Annotated in this window: 14 protein-coding genes; 7 read left to right on the top strand and 7 right to left on the bottom strand. The window is 66.2% G+C overall.

Translation table 11 applies throughout. The annotated features are described in order from the left end of the window. From amaB to hglS, 3 genes are read right to left on the bottom strand one after another with little or no spacing between them, the layout of a single operon-like run. Window positions 1–1,533, bottom strand: coding sequence for an L-piperidine-6-carboxylate dehydrogenase (amaB, locus tag C7I85_RS22395; RefSeq protein ID WP_106726246.1), 1,533 nt, complete (start codon window positions 1,531–1,533; stop codon window positions 1–3). Between the two features lie 14 nt (window positions 1,534–1,547). Continuing rightward, a complete protein-coding gene (locus tag C7I85_RS22390; protein ID WP_106726245.1) occupies window positions 1,548–2,969 on the bottom strand; it encodes an FAD-binding oxidoreductase in 1,422 nt (473 codons plus the stop codon). Window positions 2,970–2,976: 7 nt separating this feature from the next. Further along, a complete protein-coding gene (gene hglS / locus C7I85_RS22385) occupies window positions 2,977–4,377 on the bottom strand; it encodes a 2-oxoadipate dioxygenase/decarboxylase HglS (protein WP_106726244.1) in 1,401 nt (466 codons plus the stop codon). Window positions 4,378–4,483: 106 nt separating this feature from the next. Between hglS and C7I85_RS22380 the strand changes: the two genes are divergently transcribed. Continuing rightward, window positions 4,484–5,398: a LysR family transcriptional regulator gene (locus C7I85_RS22380; protein WP_106726243.1), complete on the top strand. Its 915-nt coding sequence runs from the start codon at window positions 4,484–4,486 to the stop codon at window positions 5,396–5,398. A 15-nt stretch (window positions 5,399–5,413) separates the two neighbouring features. On the opposite strand, the gene C7I85_RS22375 is transcribed toward C7I85_RS22380, so the two are convergent. Then, entirely contained in the window at window positions 5,414–6,742 is a 1,329-nt protein-coding gene (locus C7I85_RS22375) for an NAD(P)/FAD-dependent oxidoreductase (protein WP_106726242.1), read from the bottom strand. A gap of 211 nt (window positions 6,743–6,953) precedes the next feature. On the opposite strand from C7I85_RS22375, the gene C7I85_RS22370 reads away from it, so the two are divergent. Both C7I85_RS22370 and C7I85_RS22365 read left to right on the top strand, forming a co-directional pair. After that, complete coding sequence (locus C7I85_RS22370; RefSeq protein ID WP_245445049.1) at window positions 6,954–8,090, top strand: molybdopterin-binding protein; 1,137 nt, start codon at window positions 6,954–6,956, stop codon at window positions 8,088–8,090. Further along, entirely contained in the window at window positions 8,087–10,024 is a 1,938-nt protein-coding gene (locus tag C7I85_RS22365; RefSeq protein WP_106726241.1) for a molybdopterin biosynthesis protein, read from the top strand. The genes C7I85_RS22370 and C7I85_RS22365 overlap by 4 nt, the downstream gene beginning before the upstream one ends. A gap of 4 nt (window positions 10,025–10,028) precedes the next feature. Here the strand turns inward: C7I85_RS22365 and mobA are convergent, their stop codons facing one another. Together mobA and C7I85_RS22355 are read right to left on the bottom strand one after the other, a co-directional pair. Then, a complete protein-coding gene (gene mobA / locus C7I85_RS22360) occupies window positions 10,029–10,655 on the bottom strand; it encodes a molybdenum cofactor guanylyltransferase MobA (RefSeq protein WP_106726240.1) in 627 nt (208 codons plus the stop codon). Beyond that, window positions 10,648–11,541: a formate dehydrogenase accessory sulfurtransferase FdhD gene (locus C7I85_RS22355; protein ID WP_106726239.1), complete on the bottom strand. Its 894-nt coding sequence runs from the start codon at window positions 11,539–11,541 to the stop codon at window positions 10,648–10,650. Before C7I85_RS22355 ends, mobA begins: the two co-directional genes overlap by 8 nt. A gap of 159 nt (window positions 11,542–11,700) precedes the next feature. Between C7I85_RS22355 and C7I85_RS22350 the strand changes: the two genes are divergently transcribed. From C7I85_RS22350 to fdhF, 4 genes are all read left to right on the top strand, one after another. Then, window positions 11,701–12,957: a molybdopterin molybdotransferase MoeA gene (locus C7I85_RS22350; protein WP_106726238.1), complete on the top strand. Its 1,257-nt coding sequence runs from the start codon at window positions 11,701–11,703 to the stop codon at window positions 12,955–12,957. A gap of 44 nt (window positions 12,958–13,001) precedes the next feature. After that, entirely contained in the window at window positions 13,002–13,247 is a 246-nt protein-coding gene (locus tag C7I85_RS22345) for a sulfurtransferase TusA family protein (protein ID WP_106726237.1), read from the top strand. Between the two features lie 96 nt (window positions 13,248–13,343). After that, on the top strand, window positions 13,344–15,026 hold the full coding sequence (locus tag C7I85_RS22340; protein WP_428832891.1) for an NAD(P)H-dependent oxidoreductase subunit E: 1,683 nt from the start codon (window positions 13,344–13,346) through the stop codon (window positions 15,024–15,026). Beyond that, the gene (gene fdhF, locus C7I85_RS22335) at window positions 15,026–17,812 is read left to right on the top strand and encodes a formate dehydrogenase subunit alpha (protein ID WP_181257276.1); all 2,787 of its coding nucleotides are present in this window, start codon (window positions 15,026–15,028) and stop codon (window positions 17,810–17,812) included. The genes C7I85_RS22340 and fdhF overlap by 1 nt, the downstream gene beginning before the upstream one ends. Before the next feature lie 129 nt (window positions 17,813–17,941). On the opposite strand, the gene C7I85_RS22330 is transcribed toward fdhF, so the two are convergent. Further along, entirely contained in the window at window positions 17,942–18,391 is a 450-nt protein-coding gene (locus C7I85_RS22330) for a universal stress protein (RefSeq protein WP_106726234.1), read from the bottom strand. Window positions 18,392–18,417: the final 26 nt, after the last annotated feature.

The raw sequence follows: 18,417 nt of genomic DNA, 5'->3' as shown, positions 1-18,417 counted from the left end.
CTATTCGATGTCGAAGGAAACGCCCTGTGCCAGCGGCAGGGCTTTCGAATAGTTCACGGTGTTGGTGGCGCGGCGCATATAGGCCTTCCAGGCGTCCGAGCCGGATTCACGGCCGCCGCCGGTTTCCTTCTCACCGCCGAACGCGCCGCCGATCTCGGCGCCCGAAGTGCCGATATTGACGTTGGCGATGCCGCAATCCGAACCCTCGCTCGAAAGGAAGGTTTCGGCCTCACGCATGTCGAGCGTGAAGATCGAGGAGGAGAGGCCGGCGCCGACGGCATTGTGCTCGGCAATCACGGCGTCGAAATCGGTGTACTTCATTACGTAGAGGATCGGCGCGAAGGTCTCTTCGACCACGGGCCCCTGCTGCTTCGGCATTTCGACCAGCGCTGGCTTGACGTAGTAGGCGGTCGCCTGGCCGGCTTCCACGCGCTCGCCGCCGGTGACGGTGCCACCCTGCGCCTTCGCCTCGGTCAGCGCCTTTTGCATGTTGTCGAAGGCCGGCTTGTCGATCAGCGGGCCGACCAGCGCCGAGGTCTCGAGCGGATTGCCGACCGACACGCTGGCATAGGCCTTCTTCAGGCGCGGGACGAGCGTGTCATAGACGCTCTCATGGACGAAGAGGCGGCGCAGCGTCGTGCAGCGCTGGCCAGCGGTGCCCATGGCGCCGAAGGCCACGGCGCGCAGCGCCATGTCGAGATCGGCCGACGGGCAGACGATGCCGGCATTGTTGCCGCCGAGTTCCAGGATGGAGCGAGCGAAGCGCTTGGCAAGGCGCGGGCCGACCTCGCGGCCCATGCGGGTCGAGCCCGTGGCCGACACCAGCGGCACCTTCGGGTTGTCGACCATAACCTCGCCGATGGCACGGTCGCCGATCAGCACCTGGCTGAGACCTTCCGGCACCTCGCCGAAGCGGGCGATGGCGCGTTCGAGAATGGCCTGGCTGGCCAGGGCGGTGAGCGGCGTCTTTTCCGAAGGTTTCCAGACCACGGCGTTGCCGCAGACAAGCGCCAGCGCGGTATTCCACGACCAGACGGCAACCGGGAAGTTGAAGGCGGTGATGATGCCGACGACGCCAAGCGGATGCCAGGTTTCCATCATGCGGTGACCAGGGCGTTCGGTGGCGATGGTGAGGCCGTAGAGCTGGCGCGAAAGACCGACGGCAAAGTCGCAGATGTCGATCATTTCCTGCACCTCGCCGAGACCCTCGGAGGTGATCTTGCCGGCCTCGATCGAGACAAGGCGGCCGAGATCGGCCTTGGCGGCGCGCAGTTCCTCGCCCAGCAGGCGGATCAGCTCACCGCGCTTGGGGGCAGGGACGTTGCGCCAGGCGCGGAAGGCCTTGTCGGCGGCTTCGATCTTGGCGGCGGCCTCGGCGGCCGAAACCGTCTTCAGCCTTGCAATCTCCTGGCCGGTGACCGGCGAATAGGAGGGCATGTCTCCGCCCTTGTAGAGCTGCTCGGCGACACCGAGCTTGCTGAGGATCGCGGCGGCTTCCTCGACGACGTTTACCGCTTTCGCTGCAATGTTCATGACGGGCTCCTTTTTCATCCAAAGCGCGCGGTGCCGAGGCGGCCGGGCGAGGTTATCGCCTTGAGGCCTTGGGCAAGGCGCTTGATTTCGGGGTTGGTGTAGAGGTCGTAATAGGCCTGGTTCTTGCGGCCGATGGCATGCTCGGCGCTGAAGCTGCCGCCGAAATCCTCGACGGTGATGCGGAAGACCCAGTCGCGCAGCCGGCGCTCGTAGTCTGCGTCGGAGGCGGCCGCGCTGTCACGTGGCACGACGAGGTTGAGATGCACGCCGCCATCGCCGATATGGCCGAAGTCGCAGATGGTCACTTCCGGGAAGAGGCTCGGCATTTCCGTCTTCATTCGCTCGCAGAACGCCATGATCTGCCCGCGCCGGAAGGAGAGGTCGAAGGCGATCAGCCGGCCGGAATGCTTGACGCCTTCCGACAGCGCATGGCGCAGCGCCCAGGTCTCATGGGCAGGGCCGACGAAGGCATCGGCCAGCGGCGCCTCCTCGCTTTCCCAAATCTCGGCGAGCACGTTTTCCAGCACTGCATCGAGCCCCTGTTCGCCCTCACGCGGGGCCCAGGTCCGGCTGATCTCAGCAAGAATGACGTAGGGCGGCACGACACCACGCTGGAACGGGTTCCTCAGCGACGGCACGTGGTCGAGTGCAGCGGCGACGGCATTGCCGGACATGCCCTCGAAGGCCGAGAGGTAGACGCCGAGCCGATCTTCCATGGCGCGCAGCAGCGGCATGACGTGCGCTGCGCTCTTGGGCACAAGAAGCGCTGTCGCGGCCTGGCGAGGCGTTTTTTCAAGATTGAGGACGCATTCGGTGACAATGCCGAAGGCACCCGACGTGCCGATGAAAAGCTGCTTCCAATCGACTCCAGTGTTGTTCTTGCGCAGGTCGGCGGACAGCTCCAGCACTGTGCCGTTCTCGTCGCCCAGCACGACGGTGAGGCCAAGCGTGTTGCGGCGAACGTCGCCGTAGCGGAGGAAGCGCGAGCCGCCGGTGTTGGTGGCCACCATGCCGCCCAGGCATGGATCGGCGCCGAGATCGATCGGGAAGAACAGACCGTGCTCCTCCAGTCGCCGGTTGACTTCGGAAAGCCGAAGGCCGGCACCGGCTTTCAGCGAGCGGTTGTCGAGATCGAGTTCGAAGACCTGCGTCACGCGGTCGAGACTGAGTACGATTTCCGTGCCCGAGCCATCAGGCGTCGAGCCGGAGACGAGGCCGGTGTTGCCGGACTGCGGCACCAGCGCGAGGCCGTTCCTGACGCAGTAGGCGACGACGGCCGAGACCTCCTGCGTGGTGCGTGGGCGCAGGACCAACGCCGCCTTGCCTCGGTCGTAGCGGGCGCCGGTCTCATAGGCGGCAACATCGCCCTCGTCCTCGACGAGCCCCTTGTCGCCGAGGATGTGCAGAAACGCGTCCCTGTGCGCCCGGTCGATCATCTAGAACCTATTCCGCGGCTTCCTGGGCGGTCAGCACGCGGAGGCAGGCCTCGATCGAGCCCTGTTCGATGGCCGCGTAGTGGTCGAACTCGTTGAGCACCGCCGCGCCGAGATCGGCTTCAAAGCGAAGCTGGTTGGGGCTCGCCTTGAATTCCTGCTGCGCGTCGTCGCCAAGATTGGACTGAAAAATGCCAGCGGCGCTGACTGGCAAAAAGTCCTCGTAGACGATCGGGTCGAAGCGAATGAGGCCTTCGGCGATGAGGGTTTCGAGCGACAACGCTGCATCCGGAAGCCGCCTGGTCCGGCCCTTCTCGGTCAGCGAGTAGATAAAATAGCCCAGCCCATTGGCGCGGATATCGTCCCAATTGTCGGGGAAAGCCTGGAAGACTTCGGCCAGTGCTGCTTCATATTCGTGGGCGTTGGAGCCGTCGGCCGCAGGGCGGACGACAGCGCGCGAGCGGTTCAGCAGGTCGTCGTAAAGGGCGCGGCCCTTCGGCGTCAAACCGATGCCGCGCTGCTCGATCTCGCCGAAGCGCGCGGTGTGGGAGCCGGTCTTCCAGCTGCCGTCTGCGTCAGCGAAGGACACCGCTTCCTGCAAGGCTTTGAACGAGGTCTGACGCAGCAGGATCGGGCACTTGCGGCTCGGCGGACCCTCGACGACCGCCTTGGGCGCGATCCCATGCTCGGGCATGCGCGCCTGGACCGCGTCGATATCGAGCGTGCGGGGCGTCAGATGGTTGATATGCGGCCCCTTGAAGGACACAACATCGGCGACCAGCCGGTGGGCATCGTGGAGCCGGCGGTACATTTCGAGGCTGACATTGGCCTTGTCGTGCCAGCGGAAGGTCTCCAGCACCTCGGCGACGAAACGGCCGGCGTCCGCCTTGTCGAGCCCGCCCTCCTGTTCCGCCTTCTGCGTCAGCGCGATCGCTTCGTTCGTGAATATCCGGCGCTTGCCCAAAATCTCCTCGGCCTCGCGGCGCAGGGTCTCGTCGGCGATCAGGTCAAGCCGGAGAAGCGAGGTGAAAACGCGGAACGGATTTTTGCTCAGCGCCTTCTCGCCGACCGGACGGAAGGCGGTCGAATGGACAGGAACGCCCGCGGTCGACAGGTCATAATAGCCGACCGGATACATGCCCATGACCGCAAAGACGCGGCGCATCATCGAAAGCTCGGCGGGCGTGCCGAGGCGAATCGCGCCGTGCCGTTCTTCGGAGATACGGTCGAGCGTGTCGGTGTCCTCGAGCCGCTCGCGCAGGGCCGGGTCCCCGGCGAGCGTTTCATCGTTCACCTGGCGCACCAGTTCGATCAGCGTACCGTAGGCGGGAACTTCCGCCCGGTACAGCTCCGACATGGCGGCGGAGAAGGCCGCGCGGATCTCGTCGGCGGGAATGTGGGGCGAAGTCATGACGCTCAACTCTCTCACAGCGGCAAACTTAATTCTCGCGTGACTAATATGCCTTGTCTTGGCCTTCGTCTTATGAGATCGGATGCTGGCTTGATGCGTAAATGGAATGAACATGCGCCGAACGCTGGTTCCCGCTCTCGTTAATCTGCAGGCCTTCGAAAGCGCCGCCAGGCACGGCAATTTCACGCGCGCGGCGGAGGAGCTGAATCTCACGCAAAGCGCAGTGAGCCGCCAGATTGCCGATCTGGAGCGCCAGACCGGGCTGCTGCTGTTCGAGAGGATCAGGCAGCGCGTCGTGCTGTCGGCGGCTGGCGCGCGCCTGCTGCCCGAGGTGCGGCGTCTGCTGCATCAATCGGAGCAGTTGATGATCGGCGCGGTGGCTGCGGCCGATATAAAGGCCTCGCTGCGGGTAGCCACGCTGCCCACATTCGGAACCAGGTGGCTGGTGCCGCGCCTGTCCAAATTTCTGGATACCCACCCGAATGTGTCCGTGACCATCGAATCCCGCTCGACCCCGTTCGACTTCGACGAGGAGGATTTCGATCTGGCGATCCATTATGGCCAGCCCACCTGGGCGCGGGCGCGTTCCACCTTCCTGTGCAGCGAAGTGGTCCTGCCAGTGGCAAGCGGGAAGACGATCGAGAAGCTGGCGGCGCGGAACCCCGAAGATCTTGCCGACGCGCCGCTTATCCACCTCACCACGCGCCCGCGCCTCTGGGCGCAATGGTTCGAAGCCAATGGCGTTGCCGCCCAGAATGCCTATCGCGGCAACCGCTTCGACCAGTTCTCAATGATTATCTCAGCCGTTCTTTCCGGGCTGGGGGTGGGCCTTCTTCCATCCTACCTGATCGAGGAGGAAATCCGCAGCGGCGCGCTGACGACGCTTTTCGACCTGCCCATGGCGACCGAAAACAGCTACTTCGTCGTCTTTCCGGAAAGCCGGCAGAACAACAAGGTCGCCGTCGCTTTCCAGGACTGGCTGCTCAGCCAGGTCGGCGCCGGGCGTCCGAACGCCGCCTAGCGTCGTTGACACACGCTACACGCCGGTGGTCGGCCTCGGTTTCGTGCCGTCGATGAAGCGCTCGTAGCGGAAGGGCGTCGGATCGACGATGGGCGTATCGCCCGTTGCCAGATTTGCCGCCAGCTGGCCGGCAGCGGGGCCGATGCCGAAGCCGTGGCCGGAGAAGCCAGTCGCGATCACCAGCCCCGGCAGCGACTTGACCGGCGAAATCACCGGCACAGCGTCCGGCGTGGCGTCGATGAAGCCGGCCCAGCGCTGCTCTATCGGCACGCCTTTCAGAACCGGGAACATTTCTTCCATCTTCTTGCGCACGAGGTCCAGTCGCGCGGTTACCGGCGCGGGGTCGAGTGTCCTGTGGCGCTCGTAGACGCTCTGGCCCGGCTCCACCGAAGGCGACAGGCCGAAGGGGCCGGTGAAGAAATCCAGGCCGGCGCGCAGCCGCACCATGCGCCATTCCTGCGAGAGCATAGGCAGGAAGTCGCGGAAATAGCGGAAGCTGTTGGGGCTGATGTGGTGGAAATTGAGCGTGCCGTCCGCGAGCGTGTAACCGCCGTCCAGCCTCTTGCGATAGGCAAAATCCTTGCCCCAGGCCGCGCCATCCGGGCCGCCTTCCACTGGCCCCGTGCGCATCACGGAGGCGCGTACCGTCAACTGCGGCAGACGTAGTCCGAGCGAGCCGCACAGGCGGCTCGACCAGGCGCCGCCGGCGACGATGACCGTGCTGGTCCGGATGACGCCCTGTTCCGTTACCACGCCGCTGATGCGTCCGCCTTCGGTTTCGATCGAGCGCACGGCACAGGGTGCGAGGATGCGGGCGCCGGCGCGCTGTGCTGCCCGCGCGATGGCGGGAGCGGCCTTCTGCGGTTCGGCACGGCCGTCGCTCGGGGTATGGAGCGCGGCGCGAAAACTGCGCGTGGCCCCGGGCATCAGCGCCGAAAGCGCCTTGCCTTCGATCAGGCGGGTGTCCAGCGCATAATTGCCAGCGCGTTTCAGCCAGTCCTCATGGTGCGGAATGTCGCTGTCGTCCTCGCACAGATAGAGGATTCCCGTGCGGCGGAAGCCGACATCCTCGCCGACCAGCTCTTCCATCTGCGGCCAGAGCTTGAGGGCCTCGACGATCAGCGGCAGTTCGCGCGGGTCTCGTCCCATGCGGCGAACCCAGCCCCAGTTGCGGCTCGATTGTTCGCCGGCGATGTAGCCCTTTTCGCACAGAACCACCGACACGCCGCTGCGCGCGAGAAACAGCGCGGCGCTGACGCCGATGATGCCGCCGCCGACGATCACGACATCCGCCGCCCCGGGACGGGTATCGCGCGTTGGAACGGGATCGACCACAGGCCCCATGAAATTCCTCCCTCATGAAACAAAGACCGGCGGGCGACATTCCAACGTCGCCCGCCGGTTCCATGAGGCGTACCATACAGTTCTGTACGGGCTTTTGAAGCCCCTTGTTCAGGTCCGGAAAGGTGGCCGCTTCCTGCGAATTGGCGACCGCGACGGCATCACTGCGTTTTGAAACATTGCAAATCGCGCCGGTCATGGATCATCATGGGCCATGATGAGCGTGTCTTCGCAACGCCCTGCGTTGACCGGCGTCGAAGCGGCACGTGCGCTGCTGCTCGACGGGTTGGAAGCGGTTGCGCCCATCGATGTGCCGCTCGCCGAAGCGCTGGGCTGCGTTGCAGCCGAAATGCCGCCATTGGCCGAGCCGGTGCCGTCGACCGACGAGGCTGTGATGGACGGCTGGGCGTTCGCCTCGGCCGATCTCGTGGGCGCCTCGTCCTATTCGCCGGCCGTGCCGCCCGGTGAGGCGCGCTGGGTCGAGGCCGGCCAGCCCATGCCGCGGGGCTGCGACTGCGTCGTCGAGCCCGGGCAGGTCGAGGCGGCCGAGGAACAGGTGCTGGTGCTTGCCGACGCGGTGCCGGGGCAGGGCGTCCGCCGCGCCGGGCAGGATATTTTGGCCGGCCAGGCGCTCATCGCCGCCGGAAGCTTGATTTCCCCCTTCGATCTGTTGCTCGCCCGTCGCGCCGGCATCGAGCACCTGTCGGTGCGGCGCTCCTCTTTGCGGCTCATCGATGTCGCCGCCAGCGACGGCGGCACCGTCACGGTCGAACTGATCGCGGAGCTGGCGCGTGCGGCCGGCGCCTGGCTGGTCGGCATCGAAGCCGTGGCCCGCGACGCGGTCTCCATAGCCGCCGCGCTCGATGCCGAGCCGGCTGATATCGTCCTGCTCGTCGGCGGCACCGGGCTTGGGCACTATGACGAAACGGCGATGGCCCTGGCCGAGCGCGGCGTGCTTTCCGCGCATGGCATCGCGCTGGAGCCGGGGCGCAGCGCTGCGGTCGGTCGGCTCGGGCGTGTGCCGGTGATCGCGCTGCCCGGCGCGCCGGACCAAGCGTTTGCCGTCTGGCTAACGCTCGCGCTGCCGGCGCTCGACCGCCTGGCGGGCCGCCTGCCGCGTCGGGAGCTGAAGCTGCCGCTGGCGCGCAAGATCGCCTCCATCGTCGGCATCACGGAACCGGTGCTGCTGAAGCGCGAAAACGAGACCTGGGTGCCGCTCGCCACCGGCGTGCTGCCGCTGCATCTCATCGCGGAAGCCGACGCCTGGCTGGCCGTTCCCGCCGACAGCGAGGGTTTTGCCGCAGGCACCGAAGTTGCCGCCTTTAGGCTGCGCGAGGGGGGAACAGAATGAACAACGCTCCGACCAGGCCCGGCATCGAACAGGAGCAGTTCCTGGCGATCCTTTCACGCGAGGAAGCGCTGGCGCGCTTCGAGGCGGCGCTGTTCCCGCGCGCGGTTCCGGTCGAGCACCGGCCGCTCGCCAATGCGCTTGGCATGGCGCTGGCGGAAGACGTCGTCGCGCCCATCGATGTGCCGCCATTCGACCGCGCCAATGTCGACGGCTTTGCCGTGCGCTCGGACGACCTTGCCGAGGCAGGCGAGGGTCGCGCCGTGCGGTTGGCACTTAATGACGAACAGATCGCCTGCGGCACCGAACCCACCCTGCCAGTTCTTAGGGGCACGGCCACGCCGATTTCCACCGGCGGCCCTATTCCGCGCGGGGCCGATGCTGTCGTCATGGTCGAACACACCGAGCCGGCCGGCGACGGCATTTCCGTGCGGCGCGCGGCCAGCCCCGGCCAGTTCCTCTCCTATGCCGGCTCCGACATCGCCCGCGGCGAAACGCTGCTGCGCGCCGGCACCCTGATCGGCTCGCGTGAGATCGGCATGCTGGCCGCCTGCGGCGTCGCTGTCCTGCCGGTGACACGAAAGCCGAAGGTGGCAGTGCTCTCCACTGGAGACGAGCTCGTCCAGCCCGGCGCGCCGCTGCCGCCTGCCGGGGTCTACGACACCAACGGCCCCATCGTTTCGGCGGCCGTTGCCGAAAACGGGGGCGAGCCGGTGTTCCTCAGCGCGTTCCCGGATGACGAGGCGACACTGGAAGCGGCTATGCGAGAAGCGCTGGCCGGGCACGACATGCTGATCCTGTCGGGCGGCACCTCCAAGGGCGCGGGCGATGTCACCCACCGCATCATTGCGCGGCTCGGCAAGCCAGGCATCATCGCTCATGGCGTGGCGCTGAAGCCCGGCAAGCCGCTGTGCCTCGCCGTCTGCGACGGCAAGCCTGTGGTCATCCTGCCGGGATTCCCCACCTCTGCCATGTTCACCTTCCACGACATGATCGTGCCGGTGCTGCGCCGCATGGCCGGCCTGCCGCCGCGCACCGACGCCCTTGTTTCCGCCACCGTGCCGCTGCGGGTGCCGTCCGAACTCGGCCGCACCGAATTCGTCATGGTCTCGCTGGTGGAGGGGCAGGAAGGACTGGTCGCCTATCCCACCGGCAAGGGCTCGGGCGCTATCACCTCGTTCACCCAGGCCGACGGCTTTGTCCGCATCGAGGCGCTGGCCGATCACCTGCCGGCCGGGGCGCATGTCGAGGTGACGTTGTTCACGCCGCAGGTCCATGTGCCCGATCTCGTCATCATAGGCAGCCATTGCACCGGGCTCGACCGCGTGCTGGCGCCATTGGTGCGGCAGGGGCTTTCGGTGCGCTCGTTGTCGGTAGGCAGCCTCGGCGGGCTGGCCGCCGCGCGGCGCGGCGAATGCGACCTCGCGCCAATCCATCTCTTCGACGAGCGGACAAAAAGCTACAACGAGCCCTTCCTGTTGCCCGACCTCGAACTGGTGCCCGGCTGGCGGCGAATGCAGGGTTTTGTCCATCGCAAGGGCGATAAGCGTTTCGAGGACCTGTCGGCGCAAGCCGCTGTAATGGCCGCACTTACCGATCCCACCTGCCTGATGGTCAACCGCAACCAGGGCGCCGGCACGCGCATCCTCATCGACGCGCTGCTTGGCGGCACGCGGCCGGACGGCTATTGGAACCAGCCGAAATCGCACAATGCGGTGGCGGCTGCTGTCTTGCAGGGCAGGGCGGATTGGGGCGTCACCATCGCGCCAGTGGCGGAAGCTGCCGGCCTCAGCTTCATCCCGCTGACGGAAGAACACTACGATTTCGCGCTGGTTTCAGCGCGGCGCGACCGGCCGGCGGTGCAGGCGTTCTTGTCCTCTTTGCGCTCGCCCGAGGTGCGGCAGGCGCTGGAAGAGGCGGGTTTTCGGCCGGCGTAAAGAACTACCCCGCCAGCGCCACCAGCTTTTCCGCCTCGGCCAAATCCTCCACCGTGTTGGCGTTGAAGAACGGATCCACCGGCTCTACCGGCCAGGACACGGTGGCGAGCGGGTAGCGCGCGGTCCATCGGTCGATCTTGCGGATGTCTTCGACGACCAGCGCGTGGCGCAGTTCCTCGCGCAGCGCCACATTCCAGAGGCCGATCACCGGATGCGACTGGCCGGCCGACGCCGCCACCGCCAGCATGGCGCCTTCAGCGGCCCGCGCGTCGTGCAGCCGCGCCACCAGATCGCGGGGCAGGAAGGGGCAGTCGCCGGCGACGCTTGCCACCCATTGAACGCCGGGCCGCATTTGTGCTGTCCAGTCGAGTGCGGCGAGTATGCCGGCGAGCGGTCCCGGAAAATCGGCGACGCTGTCGGCCACCACGGGCAGGCCGAAGGCGGCAAAGCGCGCCGGATCGCCATTGGCGTTGAGGATCAGCCCGTCGCATTGCGGCTTAAAACGCTCGATCACGTGGTCGAGGATGGGACGCCCGCCGATAGCGCGCATCGGCTTGTCGCCGCCGCCCATGCGCCGCGCCAGCCCTCCGGCGAGGATCACGCCGATCGTTTCGGTCTTCGTTTCAGTCATCGCCTTCCGCGCCCTTGCGGTGATGTCTAGAGGCTTCCTCCTCGACGGAAGCGGGGTCCTGGTCGAATACGATCCGCTCCTCGCCCGAGACCGCGACAAAGCGTTTTCCGCGCGCGCGGCCCACCAGCGTCAGCCCCGCCTGCCGGGCGAGCGAGACGCCCCAGGCGGTGAAGCCGGAGCGCGAGACGAGGATGGGTATGCCCATGCGAACGGTCTTGATCGTCATTTCCGAGGTCAGCCGGCCGGTGGTGTAGAGGATCTTGTCGGCCGGGTCGACACCGTGGCGGTACATCCAGCCGGCGAGCTTGTCGACGGCATTGTGGCGGCCGACGTCCTCCATGTAGCAGATCGGCCGGCCCTGCTGGCACAGCACGCAGCCGTGGATCGCGCCGGCCGCGAGATAGAGCGAAGGCGTGGTGTTGACCGTCTTGGTCATCTCGTAGAGCCAGGAGGTGCGCAGTTCCGCGTCCGGCAGATCGATCCCTTCCAGCGCCTCCATAAGGTCGCCGAAGGCGGTGCCCTGCGCGCAGCCCGAGGTCAGCGTGCGCTTTTTCAGCTTGTGCTCATAATTGGTGTGGCGTTCGGTGCGCACCACGGCCACCTGCAGCTCGTCGTCATAGTCGACGCCGGTCACCACGTCGTCGGGCTTCAGCATGTTCTGGTTGAGCAGGTAGCCGATCGCCAGATATTCCGGATAGTCGTTGATCGTCATCATGGTGACGATCTCCTGCGCGTTGAGATAGAGCGTCAGCGCGCGCTCCACCGGCACCTTCACCTCGATGATCGTGCGCGTATGGTCGATACCGGTGACGCGCTCGGTCAGGCGCGGGTCATCCGGGTTGGGCAGGATCACGGCCGGTTCGGCCTTGTGTGGCGTCAGCTCCATGGCGATCTCCACAGGCGGCTTGGCACGCCGCCAGCTTGACCCCCAGTCTATAGCCTGTTCAAATCCAGGCCAATCTTGAAAGGGCGGGGGCTCGCGGCCTCCCTTTCAGGGCAAGCTCAGGCCGGCCTTCCCGCCCGGCGAAGACCGGAGGGAAAAACCATGGCGCAACTTTCCGACGACTGCTTCGCCTTTGGCGGGCCGATGATGACGGTCGACGAAGCGGTGGCGCTGATCGCGTCGCGGCTGACGCCGGTCGCCGACACCGAGACGGTGGCGCTGTCGGAAGCCGACGGACGCGTGCTGGCTGAAGACCTTATCGCGCCTCTACCGCTGCCGCCTTTTACCAATTCGGCGGTCGACGGCTATGCCGTGCACGGCACCGATCTGCCGGCCGAGGGCGAGAAGGTCTTTCCCATCGCCGCCCGCGTCCAGGCCGGCATGTCGCCCGGCGCGCTGATCGAGCCCGGCCACGCCGTGCGCATCTTCACCGGTGCACCCATGCCCGAGGGCGCCGACACGGTGTTCATGCAGGAGGATGTTCGGCTCGACGAGGCTGGCGACGTGATCCTGCCGGCGGGCCTGAAGCACGGCGCCAATGTGCGCCCCGTCGGCGAGGATATTGCCGCCGGCAGCGTGGTGCTGCGCGCTGGGCAAATTCTGCGTCCGCAGGATGTGGCGCTGGTCGCGGCCCTCGGCCTCACCGAGGTTTCCGTTCGCCGGCGCGTGCGGGTTGCGGTATTTTCCACCGGCAACGAGATCGTTTCGCCAGGAGCGACGCGCGGCCCCGCGCAGCTCTTCGATTCCAACCGCTTCATGCTGCGGGCCATGCTGGCCAGGCTCGGCTGCGCCGTCACCGATCTCGGCATATTGCGCGACGAGGGCGAAGCGATTGCCCGCGTGCTGGCGGAGGCCGCGACTGGGCACGACCTTATCCTCACTTCGGGCGGCGTCTCCACCGGCGAGGCCGACCATGTAAAGGCGAGCGTCGAAAGCGTCGGCTCACTGGTGTTCTGGCGCGTCGCGGTCAAACCCGGCCGGCCGGTCGCCATGGGCGTCATCCGCGGCGCGGCCTTCATCGGCCTGCCAGGCAATCCGGTGGCGAGTTTTGTCACCTTTGCCCATATCGCGCGACCTGCGATCCGGGCGCTGGCCGGGGCGACCCCCGAAACCCTGCTGGCAATGCCGCTGCGTGCTGCGTTCTCTTACCGCAAGAAACCCGGCCGGCGCGAATATGTCCGCGCAAGCCTGCGCAAGGGCGCCGACGGAACCTATGAGGCGGAAAAATTCCCGCGCGAGGGTGCCGGCCTTTTGTCGTCGCTGGTCGACACTGACGGGCTGGTCGAGCTCGGCGAGGAGGTCACGGACATTAAGCCGGGCGACGTCGTCCGCTTCCTGCCCTATTCGAGCTTGCTGTAGCTCCGATTGACCATCCGCCGGCCCCAGGTCATCGTGTCCGCGACATGACGACGAAGCTTGATCTGAGCGGACTAAAATGTCCCTTGCCGGCGTTGAAAACCCGCAAGGCGCTTCGTGGACTCGCCTCGGGCGAGCGGATCGAGGTCGTCTGCACCGACCCGCTCGCTTCCATCGACATTCCCAACCTGCTTGCCGAAACCGGCGACCTTCTTGTCGGAACCGAACGGCAGAACGGCCGCATCGTTTTCGTGATCGAGAAGGCAAACGGGGTCGTCAATGGTGGGGGTTGATTTACCTAGCGTCAGCTGATTGGCTTGCTCTATTGTGCTTGCAGGCTGGCATTGCTCCAACGTCGACGCGAAATGCGGGAGGCGGCGCAGGTGAACATCCAGGACCCGAAATTCAGGCGAGGCGGCGGCCGCGACCGTGGCCCCAAGGGCCGAGGCCTCGACGACAAGGCGCTGCACGAGGTGCGCGACCTGCTGATCGACAGGCCTCGCCGCCGCGACCTGCTGATCGAATTCCTGCACCTGATCCAGGACCACTATGGCTGCCTGTCGGCCGCACATCTGCGGGCGCTGGCAGAGGAGATGCGGCTGTCGCAGACCGAGGTCTACGAGGTCGCCTCGTTCTACGACCATTTCGACATCGTCAAGGAAGGCGAGACCCCGCCCGCGCCGCTGACCATCCGCGTCTGCGATTCCATCAGCTGCATGTTAGCAGGCTGCGAGACGCTGCTGAAGGAACTCGCCGCCGGCGTCGACCCGAAGGAAGTACGCGTGGTGCGCGCGCCCTGCATGGGCCGCTGCGATGCTGCGCCCGCCGCGCGCATCGAGGAGCGCGAGGTCGACCACGCCACCAGCGAGGGCCTGATGCAGATGGCCCGCGACGGCGAAACCAAGACTGTGGTCCCCACCTATATCGGCCTCGACGCCTATCGCGCCACCGGCGGCTACCGCCTGCTGGCAAAAGTGCGCGCGGGCGAGATCGGCGCGGATGCGCTGATCGAAACCATGCAGGCCGCCGGTCTGCGCGGGCTCGGCGGGGCAGGGTTCCCGGCCGGCAAGAAGTGGAGCATTGTGCGCTCCTTCAAGGGCCCGCGCCTGATGACCGTGAATGGCGACGAGGGCGAGCCGGGCACCTTCAAGGACCGCTTCTATCTCGAAAGCGACCCGCACCGCACGCTGGAAGGCGCCCTGATCGCCGCTCACGCGGTCGAGGCCGAGCGCATCTATTTCTACATGCGCGATGAATATCCGGCGGTGCTGGAAATCCTGCGCACAGAGATCGCCGCACTTGCTCAGGCCGGCATCATCATCTCGGGCTTGATCGAGCTACGGCGCGGCGCCGGCGCCTATATCTGCGGCGAGGAAAGCGCGATGCTGGAAAGCATCGAGGGCAAGCGCGGCCTGCCGCGCAACCGCCCGCCCTACATTGCCGAGGTGGGGCTGTTCGGCCTGCCAACCCTCAACCACAATATCGAGACGCTGTGGTGGGTGCGTGACATCGTCGAACACGGCGCGGAATGGTTCGCGGCCAAAGGGCTGCCCGGTCATCCCGGCATTCGCTCCTGGTCGGTCTCCGGCCGGGTGAAGGAGCCGGGCGTGAAGATGGCACCTGCTGGGGTCACCGCGCGCCAGCTGATCGAGGACTATTGCGGCGGCATGGCCGACGGCCACGAGTTCAAGGCTTATCTGCCGGGCGGCGCATCGGGCGGCATCCTACCCGCTTCGATGGGCGACATACCGCTGGATTTCGGCGGAGAGCTCGCCAAGCTCGACGCCTTCGTCGGCTCGCATGCCATCGTGGTATTCTCGCAGTCCGACAGCGCCAAGGACGTCACGCTCAATCTGCTAAAATTCTTCAAGCACGAAAGCTGCGGCCAGTGCACGCCGTGCCGCGAGGGCACGGCCAAGATGGTCGCGCTGCTGCAGAAGCAGGCGCCGTTGGACGAAGCGGCGGTCCGCGATCTCGAAAGCGTCATGCGCGACGCTTCGATCTGCGGGCTCGGTCAGGCGGCGCCCAACCCGGTCAACCACCTGCTGAAATACTTCCGGGGCGACCTGTGATGGCTGGCACGATCAAATTCACGCTCGACGGAAAGCCGGTCACCGCCGCCGAAGGCGAGACCATCTGGGACGTGGCCAAGCGCGAGGGTACGCTGATCCCGCATCTGTGCCACGTCGACCTTCCCGGCTACCGGCCCGACGGCAACTGCCGCGCCTGCATGGTCGATGTCGAGGGCGAGCGCGTGCTCACCGCCTCCTGCATCCGCAAGCCGGCCGAGGGCATGGTGGTGAGCACCGAGTCCGCGCGCGCGAAAATGGCGCGAAAAATGGTGTTCGAGCTTCTGGCGAGCAACATGCGCCCGGCGGAAGAGGGGCCGGACAACCAGTCCGCCTTCTGGCAGTGGGCCGCGTCCATGGGCATTTCGGGCAGTCGCCGCTACCCCTCCAAGTTCGACGGTGAGGCTGCCGAGTTCGACATTTCCAATCCGGCGATTGCGGTCAATCTCGATGCCTGCATCGCCTGCAATGCCTGCGTGCGCGCCTGCCGCGAGGTGCAGGTCAATGACGTGATCGGCATGGCTGGGCGCAGCAACCACGCCATCCCCGTCTTCGACATGCACGACCCGATGGGGCACTCCACCTGCGTGACCTGCGGCGAATGCGTGCAGGCCTGCCCGACCGGGGCGCTCTACGAAAAGTCGTTGATGGACAAGGAATTCCGCACCCGCGCGGTGCAATCCTTCGATCGCGTGGTGGACACGCTCTGCCCGTTCTGCGGCGTCGGCTGCCAGACGCGGGTAGCGGTGAAGGACAATCGCATCGTCCAGGTCGATGGTCGTGACGGCTTTGCCAACCAGAACCGGCTCTGCGTCAAGGGCCGCTTCGGCTTCGACTATGCGATGTCGCCCGAGCGGCTGACCAAGCCGCTGATCCGCCGCGACGGCGCGCCGAAGCACGCCGATGCCGACCTGCGCAACGTCGACCCGCTCACCGTGTTCCGCGAGGCAACGTGGGAAGAAGCGCTTGCGCGCGCCGCGAGCGGGCTGAAATCCATCCTCGACGCCCATGGCGGCAAGGCGCTGGCCGGCTTCGGCTCGGCCAAAGGCTCCAACGAGGAAGCTTATCTGTTCCAGAAGCTGGTGCGGCAGGGTTTTGGCACCAACAATGTCGACCACTGCACGCGGCTGTGCCACGCATCGTCCGTGGCGGCGCTGATGGAGGGCGTGGGGTCCGGCGCTGTTTCGGCGCCCTTCAACGATGCGATGAAGGCCGATTGCATCCTCGTCATCGGCGCGCGGCCGACTGTGAACCACCCTGTGGCGGCGACTTTCTTCAAGCAGGCGGCCAAGCGCGGCAAGAAGCTGATCGTCATCGACCCGCGCGGCCAGGACCTGATGCGTCACGCCACCCATGCGCTGAAATTCACCGCCGGCAGCGACGTGGCGCTGCTCAACGCGCTCATCCACGCCATCGTCGAGGAAAAGCTCTACGACGAGCAGTACATCCAGGCCAATGTCTCCGGCTTCGAGGCGCTGAAGGCCAAGGTGAAGGATTTTTCGCCCGAGGCGATGGCGCCGGTCTGCGGCATCGAGGCCGCCTTGCTGCGCGAGGTGGCGCGCACCTATGCCAAGTCCGAGCACTCGATCATCTTCTGGGGCATGGGGATTTCGCAGCATGTCCACGGCACCGACAATTCGCGCTGCCTGATCGCGCTGTCGCTCATCACCGGCCAAGTCGGCCGGCCGGGAACGGGGCTGCACCCGCTGCGCGGCCAAAACAACGTGCAGGGCGCGTCCGACGCAGGCCTGATCCCGATGTACTATCCCGACTACAAGTCGGTCGAGAACGTCGATATCCGCAGCCACTACGAGAATTTCTGGGGCCAGACGCTCGACCCGAAGACGGGGCTGACGGTGGTCGAGATTGTCGATGCCATCCATGCCGGCGAGATCCGGGGCATGTACATCATGGGCGAAAACCCCGCCATGTCCGACCCCGACCAGATGCATGCGCGCAACGCGCTGGCGAAGCTCGAGCATCTGGTGGTGCAGGACATCTTCTTCACCGAGACGGCCTGGCACGCCGACGTCATCCTGCCGGCCTCGGCCCATGCCGAGAAGCGCGGCACCTACACCAACACCAATCGGCAGGTGCAGATGGGCCGGGCGGCGCTCGACATGCCCGGCGAGGCGCGGCAGGACTGGGAGATCATCGTCGATCTTGCCGGCCGCATCGGGCTCGATTGGCACTATGGCGATGTCTCGGAGGTCTACACCGAGATGGCGAGCGTCATGCCCTCGCTGAACCACATCTCCTGGGACCGCATCGAGCGTGAGGATTCGGTCATCTATCCGGCCGACGCCGACGACAAACCCGGCAACGAGGTGGTGTTTTCCTCCGGTTTCCCGACGGCGGATGGCAGGGGCCGCATCGTGCCGGCCGACCTTCTGCCGCCCGACGAGGTGCCGGACGAGGCCTATCCGCTGGTGCTCACCACTGGGCGCCTCCTGGAGCACTGGCACACCGGCGCCATGACGCGCCGGGCGGGCGTGCTCGACGCCATCGAGCCCTATGGCATCGCCGCCATGAATCCTTACGAGATTGCGCGCAACGGTCTCGCCCCCGGCGACATGATCACGGTGGAGACGCGGCGCGGCATCGTCGAGGCTATCCTGCGGGCCGATCGTGAGGTTGCCGACGGCACCATCTTCATGCCGTTCTGCTTCAACGAAAGCCCGGCCAACAAGCTGACCAACCCGATGCTCGATCCTTACGGCAAGATCCCGGAATTCAAGTATTGCGCCGCCCGCATCGGCAAGGTCCGGCACGTCGAGGCCGCGGAGTAGCCGCGCCAAGCGGATGGAGCCATAGACCTCCAAAGAAAAAGGCCCCTCTCCTAGGGCAAGGGAGAGGGGCGCTGAACGGCGGCCGGTTGAGAGAGGGTCTTTGAGCGCCCGGCCGCTCGTGCTCCTTGTTTACTTGACTACCAGCACCGGCACCTTGCTGTGCGTTACCACTTCCAGCGTCTGGCTGCCGAGCAGGATGCGGTTCAGCCCGCGCCGGCCGTGCGAGGCCATCACGACCAGGTCGCATCCCTTGCTTTCCGAGGTGGCGAGAATGGCTTCCGCCGGCGTGCTGTCGTCGGCATGCATGATCTCGATCTGCACGCCCATCTTGTCGGCGGCTTCCTTTGCCGCACCCAGCACTCGCTGGGCGAATTCCTTGCTGCTCTGGTTGTAGCCCTCGATATCGGCGGGGCTGCCCACCCAGGCAAAATTGCCGGCCATGCCGTAGACCGGAAACGGCTCGGTCACCGTCAGAGCCACGACCTTGGCTTCAAGCGACTTCGCCAATGAAAGGCCCTGTTCGACGCCCTTCTGCGCCAGGTCCGAACCGTCGGTGGCAATGAGGATGTGCTTGTACATTCCCGCGTCCTTTCTATCGTCGAAAT

This window comes from Pseudaminobacter soli (ex Li et al. 2025), assembly GCF_003012705.1.
Classification (GTDB): domain Bacteria; phylum Pseudomonadota; class Alphaproteobacteria; order Rhizobiales; family Rhizobiaceae; genus Pseudaminobacter; species Pseudaminobacter soli.
This window is presented reverse-complemented; position numbering and strand designations above follow the sequence as displayed.